3 protein-coding genes and 1 pseudogene are annotated in these 9,490 nt (G+C 65.1%); all 4 read right to left on the bottom strand.

The window, feature by feature from the left end; all coding sequences use genetic code 11:
• A pseudogene (locus VSO01S_RS18795) lies at nucleotides 1-231 on the bottom strand (16S rRNA (cytosine(967)-C(5))-methyltransferase RsmB); the annotation flags it as partial.
• Nucleotides 232-328: 97 nt separating this feature from the next.
• Nucleotides 329-928, bottom strand: coding sequence for a lema family protein (locus tag VSO01S_RS18790; RefSeq protein ID WP_068644332.1), 600 nt, complete (start codon nucleotides 926-928; stop codon nucleotides 329-331).
• A gap of 113 nt (nucleotides 929-1,041) precedes the next feature.
• Nucleotides 1,042-5,292: a DNA-directed RNA polymerase subunit beta' gene (gene rpoC, locus VSO01S_RS18785; RefSeq protein WP_068644331.1), complete on the bottom strand. Its 4,251-nt coding sequence runs from the start codon at nucleotides 5,290-5,292 to the stop codon at nucleotides 1,042-1,044.
• Between the two features lie 18 nt (nucleotides 5,293-5,310).
• Nucleotides 5,311-9,435: a DNA-directed RNA polymerase subunit beta gene (gene rpoB, locus VSO01S_RS18780; RefSeq protein WP_068644330.1), complete on the bottom strand. Its 4,125-nt coding sequence runs from the start codon at nucleotides 9,433-9,435 to the stop codon at nucleotides 5,311-5,313.
• Nucleotides 9,436-9,490: the final 55 nt, after the last annotated feature.

Raw genomic sequence — 9,490 nt, 5'->3', positions numbered from 1 at the left:
CAGCAGCGCATCGGCCGGCGGCGGCGGCGTGCGGCGCGCCAGGTGGCGGCGCAACGCCTCGGCTCGCCCGAGCCAGCGCAGCACATGAAAGCCCAGGGCCTGCACGCCGGGGCGCAGGACAGGGTCGACCGCGTCGAAGGCGGCCGCGCCGGAGGTGCCGGCGCGCACCGCGGCGAGCACGCCCGCGCACAACTGCAACTGGCGCCAGAGCGGTGGTTGCGCGTGCGGCACGGAATCCGCGCCGGAGGAAGGATGGAGATCGGAAGAAGAAGCCAACGTGCAGGCGATGGTAAAGGCCGGCGCCCACTGGGCGGCCGGCGGTAGGTGGTCAGACGAGCGGAGAAGCCCGACGCAAGCGGAATGCCCACGCCACGATCAGCGCTGGAAACTGGCTGATGGCGCGGTTGTAGGCATTCACCGCATCGTTGAACTGTCCCCTCGCAATCTCTGCCGCAGCCGACGGTTCCGGCCAGGCAAACGGAGAAACCTGCGGCACGCGGGACAGCTCGCCATTCAGCGGCGCCGGCATGGACAGTGTGCCCTCGGCATCGAAGTGCAGCACTTCGCCGGGGTACATGCGTCCCCAGGCGTTGAGCATCACGTGCAGCGCCGTCCCCAGCGAGGCAACGCGCGAGGGCTCCAGCGGCCGCAGCCTGGTGACGGCGAGCATGGCGGACAGCTGCGCGACCGAGGAAAGCAGCGAGCTTTCCATGTCGACGTCCGGCTTGGCCACGCCGCTCACCACCAGCGCGCGGGTGGTGCGCGCCTGGACGTAGTCGAGCTGCTTGAGCAGCGCTGCGTCCAGCGCCGCATAGGCCACCAGCGCAGCCGAGCGCAGGCGCATCAGGCGGTTGTTCGCGCCCACGAACCAGAACAGCAGCAAGGCGCCGCCGACCCACCAGTAGATCGAATCAGGCAAGGCACTCATGGAAAAGTCGATCTCCCGACGCTGCTGCACCGACAACGAAAAAGCGCCCCCCGGCCGCTGTGGGCAGGGGGGCGCTCGGGCCGGTCATGGCAGCCTGCGGGAGCAGCAGTGCCTTACTCGGTTGCAGCGCCTTCGCTGGCGTCGGCAGCGCCGGCGCCTTCAACAGCGGGCTCTTCGCTCGCCGATGCGGCAGCGTCCAGCTCGGCAGCTTCGGCCTCGGCGATGGCGCGGCGCTCGGCCTCGTCCATCTGGTCCTTGGCCTTGCGCGCCTGGTGGTAGGCCATGCCGGTACCCGCCGGAATCAGGCGGCCGACGATGACGTTTTCCTTCAGGCCGCGCAGCTCGTCGCGCTTGCCCATGATCGCCGCCTCGGTCAGCACGCGGGTCGTTTCCTGGAAGGAAGCGGCCGAGATGAACGAGTCGGTCGACAGCGACGCCTTGGTAATGCCCAGCAGCAAGTTGGTGAACGTTGCGGGGATCTTGCCTTCGGCGCGCAGGGCGTCGTTGGTGTTGAGCATCTCCGAACGCTCGACCTGCTCGCCGACGATGTAGCTCGACTCGCCGGCGCTTTCGACCACGACGCGGCGCAGCATCTGGCGAACGATCACCTCGATGTGCTTGTCGTTGATCTTCACGCCCTGCAAGCGGTACACGTCCTGCACTTCGTCGACGATGTAGCGGGCGAGCTCTTCCGAGCCCAGCAGGCGCAGGATGTCCTGCGGGTCGGCCGGGCCGTCCACCACGGTTTCGCCCTTGTTCACCACCTGGCCTTCGTGCACCAGGATGTTCTTTTCCTTGGGCACCAGCTCTTCCCAGACCTTGCCGTCCGGATCGGTGATCTGCAGGCGGATCTTGCCCTTGGTCTCCTTGCCGAACGAGATCGTGCCGGTCATTTCTGCCAGCAGGCCCTTGTCCTTGGGCGAGCGGGCTTCGAAGAGCTCGGCCACACGCGGCAGACCGCCGGTGATGTCGCGGGTCTTCTGGCCTTCGACCGGGATGCGGGCCAGCACTTCGCCGGGGCCCACGTCCTGGCCGTCACGCACCTGGATCAGCGCGCCGATCGGGAAGCCGATGGTCACCGAGTGGTCGGTGCCGGGGATCTTCACTTCGTGGCCCGAAGCGTCGATCAGCTTCACCTGCGGACGCACCACCTTGGCGGCGCCGCGGCGCTTGGGGTCGATGACCACCAGCGTCGACAGGCCCGTGACATCGTCCACCTGCTTGGCCACCGTGAGGCCTTCCTCGACGTTCTCGAAGACGGTCTTGCCGGCGAACTCGGTGATGATGGGTCGGGTCAGCGGATCCCAGTTGGCCAGGATGGTGCCGGCCTTGACCTGCTGGTCGGCCTTCACCGTCAGCGTGGCGCCATAGGGCACCTTGTGGCGCTCGCGCTCGCGGCCGTGCTCGTCATGAATGACGATCTCGCCCGAACGTGCGATCACCACCAGCTCGCCCTTGGAGTTGGTCACGTAGCGCATCGTGGCGTTGAAGCCGATCACGCCGTTGCTCTTGGCTTCCACGCTCGAGGCGATGGCAGCGCGCGAAGCGGCACCACCGATGTGGAAGGTACGCATGGTCAGCTGCGTGCCGGGCTCGCCGATCGACTGGGCGGCGATCACACCGACGGCTTCGCCGATGTTGATCAGGCCGCCGCGGCCGAGGTCGCGGCCGTAGCACTTGGCGCAGATGCCGTAGCGGGTTTCGCAGGTCAGCGCGGTGCGCACGCGGACTTCGTCGACGCCCTGGGCTTCCAGTTCCTCGATGTTGTCCTCGTCGAACATCTCGCCGGCCTTGAGCAGCACGGCGCGCGTCTCGGGGTGCAGCACATCGTCGGCAGCGGTGCGGCCGAGGATTCGGTCGCGCAGCGATTCGATGACTTCACCGCCTTCGACGATGGCGCGCATGGTCGAGCCGTTGTGCGTTTCGCAGTCCTGCTCGGTCACGACCAGGTCTTGCGTCACGTCCACCAGACGACGCGTCAGGTAGCCCGAGTTCGCGGTCTTCAGCGCGGTGTCGGCCAGACCCTTGCGGGCACCGTGGGTGGAGATGAAGTACTCCAGCACGTTCAGGCCTTCGCGGAAGTTCGCGGTAATGGGCGTTTCGATGATCGAGCCGTCCGGCTTGGCCATCAGGCCGCGCATGCCGGCCACCTGGCGGATCTGGGCGGCAGAGCCGCGGGCACCCGAGTCGGCCATCATGTAGATGGAGTTGAACGACTCCTGGTCCACTTCCTTGCCGTTGCGGTCGACGACCTTCTGCTTGGACAGCTTGGCCATCATCACCTTGGACACGGCGTCGCCCGCCTTGCCCCAGATGTCCACCACCTTGTTGTAGCGCTCGCCGGCCGTCACCAGGCCGGAGACGTACTGCTGCTCGATCTCCTTCACTTCCTTGGAAGCGGCGTCGATGATGTCGTGCTTCTCGGACGGCACCAGCATGTCGTCGATGGCGATGGAAATACCGGCCTTGGTCGCCAGGCGGAAGCCGTTTTGCAGCAGCTTGTCGGCGAACACCACCGTTTCCTTCAGGCCGCACTTGCGGAAGGACGCGTTGATGAGCTTGGAGATTTCCTTCTTCTTCAGCGCCTTGTTGATGTTCGAGAAAGCCAGGCCCTTGGGCAGGATCTCGGACAGCAGGGCACGGCCGACGGTGGTGTCCACGAGCGAGGTCGACGGAACGAATTCGCCCGTTTCCTTGTTCTTGTTCCACTCGGTGATGCGCACCGCCACCTTGGAGGTGAGCTCCACTTCGCGGGCGTCGAGCGCGCGCTGCACTTCGCCGATGTCGGAGAAGATCAGGCCTTCGCCCTTGCCGTTGATGCGGTCACGGGTGGTGTAGTACAGGCCCAGCACCACGTCCTGCGACGGAACGATGGACGGTTCGCCCGAAGCGGGGAACAGCACGTTGTTGGAGGCCAGCATCAGCGTGCGGGCTTCCATTTGCGCTTCCACCGACAGCGGCACGTGCACGGCCATCTGGTCGCCGTCGAAGTCGGCGTTGAAGGCCGCGCAGACGAGCGGGTGCAGCTGGATGGCCTTGCCTTCGATCAGGATCGGCTCGAAGGCCTGGATGCCCAGGCGGTGCAGCGTCGGAGCGCGGTTCAGCATGACCGGGTGCTCCTTGATGACCTCTTCCAGGATGTCCCAGACCACCGGCGTGCCGGATTCGACTTCCTTCTTGGCCGCCTTGATCGTCGTCGCGATGCCCATGGCTTCGAGGCGCGAGAAGATGAAAGGCTTGAACAGCTCGAGCGCCATCAGCTTGGGCAGGCCGCACTGGTGCAGCTTGAGCGTCGGGCCCACCACGATGACCGAACGGCCCGAGTAGTCCACGCGCTTGCCCAGCAGGTTCTGGCGGAAGCGGCCGCTCTTGCCCTTGATCATGTCGGCCAGCGACTTCAGGGCGCGCTTGTTCGCGCCCGTCATGGCCTTGCCACGGCGGCCGTTGTCCAGCAGCGAATCCACGGCTTCCTGCAGCATCCGCTTCTCGTTGCGCGCGATGATCTCCGGAGCCTTCAGCTCCAGCAGGCGGCGCAGACGCGAGTTGCGGTTGATGACGCGGCGGTACAGGTCGTTCAGGTCGGAGGTGGCGAAACGGCCACCGTCCAGCGGCACCAGCGGACGCAGGTCCGGCGGCAGCACGGGCAGCACGTCCAGCACCATCCAGCTGGGCTTGATGCCCGACTTGCGGAAGGCTTCCAGCACCTTCAGGCGCTTGGAGTTCTTCTTGACCTTGACTTCGGAGCCGGTCAGGTCGCCGCGCAGCTTCTCGATCTCGGTGTCGAGCTCGATGCCTTCCAGCAGGTCCTTGATGCCTTCGGCGCCCATCTTCGCGGTGAACTCGTCACCGTATTCCTTGCGCTTGGCGTCGTAGTCGTCCTCGCTCATGATGCTGAACTTCTTCAGCGGGGTCATGCCGGGGTCGGTGACCACGTACGCTTCGAAGTACAGCACGCGCTCGATGTCGCGCAGCGTCATGTCCAGCACCAGGCCCAGACGCGACGGCAGCGACTTCAGGAACCAGATGTGGGCACAGGGCGCGGCCAGGTCGATGTGGCCCATGCGCTCGCGGCGCACCTTGGTCTGGGTGACTTCAACGCCGCACTTCTCGCAGATCACGCCGCGGTGCTTCAGGCGCTTGTACTTGCCGCACAGGCACTCGTAGTCCTTAATGGGACCGAAGATCTTCGCGCAGAAGAGGCCGTCACGCTCGGGCTTGAAGGTGCGGTAGTTGATCGTCTCGGGCTTCTTCACCTCGCCGAAAGACCACGAGCGGATCTTCTCGGGCGAGGCCATGCCGATCTTGATGGCATCGAAATGCTCATCAGGCGTGAATTGCTTGAACAGGTCGAGTAGTGACTTCATAGAACCTATCCCCTTGAATTAAGAACGTTCCAGTTCGATGTCCAGGCCCAGGGAACGGATTTCCTTGACCAGCACATTGAACGATTCCGGCATGCCGGCCTCGATGGCGTGTTCGCCCTTGACGATGGACTCGTACACCTTGGTACGGCCCTGCACGTCGTCGGACTTCACGGTGAGCATTTCCTGCAGCACGTAGGAAGCGCCGTAGGCTTCCAGCGCCCACACTTCCATTTCACCGAAGCGCTGGCCGCCGAACTGCGCCTTGCCGCCCAGCGGCTGCTGGGTGACCAGCGAGTACGGGCCGGTCGAGCGGGCGTGCATCTTGTCGTCCACCAGGTGGTGCAGCTTCAGGAAGTGCATGTAGCCGACGGTGACCGGGCGCTCGAACTGCTCGCCGGTGCGGCCGTCGAACAGGTAGGCCTGGGTGCGGCTCTCGGTCAGGCCCTTGAGCTTGGCGATGTCGTCCGGGAAGGCCAGCTTCAGCATGGCGCGGATTTCCTCTTCCGAGGCACCGTCGAACACCGGCGTTGCAAACGGAACGCCGGACGACAGGTTGTGCGCCATCTCGACGATCTCGGTGTCGCTGAACTTCGACAGGTCTTCCTTGCGGCCCGTGCTGTTGTAGAACTCGTCGAAGAACTTGCGCAGCTCGGCCACCTTGGCCTCTTGCTGCAGCAGGTCGCCGATGCGCTGGCCGATGCCCTTGCCGGCCCAGCCCAGGTGCACTTCGAGAACCTGGCCCACGTTCATCCGCGAGGGCACGCCCAGCGGGTTCAGGCAGATGTCGCACGGCGTGCCGTCGGCCATGTGGGGCATGTCTTCGACCGGAACGATCTTCGACACCACACCCTTGTTGCCGTGGCGGCCGGCCATCTTGTCGCCGGGCTGCAGGCGGCGCTTGACGGCCAGGTACACCTTGACCATCTTGAGCACGCCAGCGGGCAGCTCGTCGCCCTGCGTGAGCTTCTTGCGCTTTTCTTCGAAAGCCAGGTCGAAGCTGTGGCGGGTCTGCTCCAGCGAGTTCTTGATCGACTCGAGCTGCGAAGCCACCTCGTCTTCCGCCGGGCGGATGTCGAACCAGTGGAACTTCTCGATGGAGGCCAGGTAGGCCTTGTCCAGCTTGGTGCCCTTGGCCAGCTTGTTCGGGCCGCCGTTGGCGACCTTGCCCACCAGCAGCTTCTCGATACGGTCGAAGGCGTCGGCCTCGACGATGCGCAGCTGGTCGTTCAGGTCCAGGCGGAAGCGCTTGAGTTCATCGTCGATGATCTGCTGGGCGCGCTTGTCGCGCTGGATGCCTTCGCGGGTGAACACCTGCACGTCGATGACCGTGCCTTGCGAGCCCTGGTCGACGCGCAGCGAGGTGTCCTTCACGTCCGAAGCCTTCTCGCCGAAGATGGCGCGCAGCAGCTTCTCTTCCGGCGTCAGCGTGGTCTCGCCCTTGGGCGTGACCTTGCCCACCAGCGTGTCGCCGGGCATGACTTCGGCACCCACGTAGATGATGCCGGACTCGTCCAGGCGGTTGAGCTGCTGCTCGGCCAGGTTCGGGATGTCGCGGGTGATTTCTTCGGCGCCCAGCTTGGTGTCGCGCGCCATCACCACCAGTTCCTCGATGTGGATCGAGGTGTAGCGGTCGTCGGCCACCACGCGCTCGGAGATCAGGATCGAGTCTTCGAAGTTGTAGCCGTTCCAGGGCATGAAGCCGATGAGCATGTTCTGGCCCAGAGCGAGTTCGCCCAGGTCGGTCGATGCGCCGTCGGCCACCACGTCACCCTTGGCGATCTTGTCGCCGCGCTTGACGATCGGACGCTGGTGGATGTTGGTGTTCTGGTTCGAACGCTGGTACTTGATGAGGTTGTAGATGTCCACACCCACTTCACCGGCCTGCGCCTCGGCGTCGTTCACGCGCACCACGATGCGGGTGGCATCGACATAGTCGACCACGCCGCCGCGCATGGCGGTGACCACGGTGCCCGAGTCCACGGCCGAGACGCGCTCGATGCCGGTACCCACGAAAGGCTTTTCCGGACGCAGCACGGGCACGGCCTGGCGCTGCATGTTGGCGCCCATCAGTGCGCGGTTGGCGTCATCGTGTTCGAGGAACGGAACCAGCGAGGCGGCCACCGACACGATCTGCGCCGGCGACACGTCCATGTACTGGATGCGCTCGGCACCCACCAGGATCGATTCGCCCTTTTCACGCGCCGACACCAGGTCGCCCGTGAGGCGGCCTTCCTTGTCCAGGGCCGCGTTGGCCTGGGCGATGACGTACTTGCCTTCCTCGATGGCCGACAGGTAGTCGATGTCGTTGGTGACCTTGCCGTCCACCACCCGGCGATACGGCGTCTCGATGAAGCCGTATTCGTTCAGGCGGGCGTACAGCGCCAGCGAGTTGATCAGGCCGATGTTCGGACCTTCAGGCGTTTCGATCGGGCACACGCGGCCGTAGTGCGTGACGTGCACGTCGCGCACTTCGAAGCCGGCGCGCTCGCGCGTCAGACCGCCCGGGCCCAGGGCCGAGACGCGGCGCTTGTGCGTGATCTCGGACAGCGGGTTGGTCTGGTCCATGAACTGCGACAGCTGCGAGGCGCCGAAGAATTCCTTCAGCGCGGCCGAGATCGGCTTGCTGTTGATCAGGTCGTGCGGCATGAGCGGCTCTTGCTCGGCCTGGCCCAGACGTTCCTTCACGGCCTTCTCGATACGCGCCAGGCCGGTGCGGTACTGGTTTTCGGCCAGTTCGCCCACGCAGCGCACGCGGCGGTTGCCCAGGTGGTCGATGTCGTCCACTTCGCCGCGGCCGTTGCGCAGGTCCACCAGGATCTTGACCACGGCGAGGATGTCCTCGTTGGTCAGGACCATGGGGCCGTTCGGCTCGTCACGGCCGACCTTGGCGTTGAACTTCATGCGGCCCACGCGCGACAGGTCGTAGGTGTCCGGGTTGTAGAACAGGCGCTGGAACAGGGCCTGCACGGCGTCTTCCGTCGGCGGCTCGCCGGGGCGCATCATGCGGTAGATGGCCACGCGGGCGGCGAACTCGTCCACGGTTTCGTCGATGCGCAGCGTCTGCGAGATGTACGCGCCCTGGTCCAGTTCATTGGTGTAGATGCACTGGATGTCGTGCACGCCGGCGGCACGCAGCTTCTTCAGCAGCGCTTCGGTCAGCTCGTCGTTGGCCTTGGCCAGGATCTCGCCCGAATCGGGGTCGACGATGTTGCGGGCCAGCACGCGGCCGACCAGGAAGTCTTCCGGCACGCTGATGTGCGTGGTGCCCGACTGCTCCAGCTCGCGGGTGTGGCGGGCGGTGACGCGCTTGTCCTTGGCGACGACGACCTTGCCGGCCTTGTCGGTGATGTCGAAGCGCGCGACTTCGCCGCGCAGGCGCTCGGAGACCAGCTCCAGCTGCGCGCCGCTGTCCATCAGGCGGAAGTTGTCGTTGACGAAGAAGTTCGCCAGGATCGATTCCGGGTTCAGGCCGATGGCCTTGAGCAGGATCGTGACCGGCATCTTGCGGCGGCGGTCCACGCGGAAGTACAGCATGTCCTTCGGGTCGAACTCGAAGTCCAGCCACGAACCGCGGTAGGGAATCACGCGGGCCGAGAACAGCAGCTTGCCCGAGCTGTGGGTCTTGCCCTTGTCGTGCTCGAAGAACACGCCCGGCGAACGGTGCAGCTGCGACACGATGACGCGCTCGGTACCGTTGATGATGAAGGAGCCCTTGTCCGTCATGAGCGGCACTTCGCCCATGTAGACCTCTTGCTCCTTCACTTCCTTGACCACCTTGGACTGGGGCGTGGAGGACTCGCGGTCGTAGATGATGAGCTGCACCTTGGCGCGCACGGCCGAGGCGAAGGTCAGGCCACGGGTCTGGCACTCGCGTACATCGAAGGCCGGCTTGGCCAGGTTGTACTCGAGGAACTTCATTTCCACGAAGCCGTTGTGGGAGACGATCGGGAAGGCGGCGTCGAATGCGGCCTGCAGACCTTCTACGGTGCGTTTTTGCGGGGCAACGCCTGCTTGCAGGAACGCGGTGTACGCGTCTTTCTGCATCTGCAGCAGGTAGGGGATTTCAACGACGCTGTCGCGGCTGCCGAAACTTTTTCGGATGCGCTTGCGTTCGGTGTAACTGTACGTGGACGTTTGGGCCATGAGAGCTCCGGGCTTGAGGTCTAGCGCGACTTGTCATCAGCGCTTTCGCGCTGCT

It is taken from the genome of Variovorax soli NBRC 106424 (genome assembly GCF_001591385.1).
GTDB classification, from domain to species: domain Bacteria; phylum Pseudomonadota; class Gammaproteobacteria; order Burkholderiales; family Burkholderiaceae_C; genus Variovorax; species Variovorax soli.
This window is presented reverse-complemented; position numbering and strand designations above follow the sequence as displayed.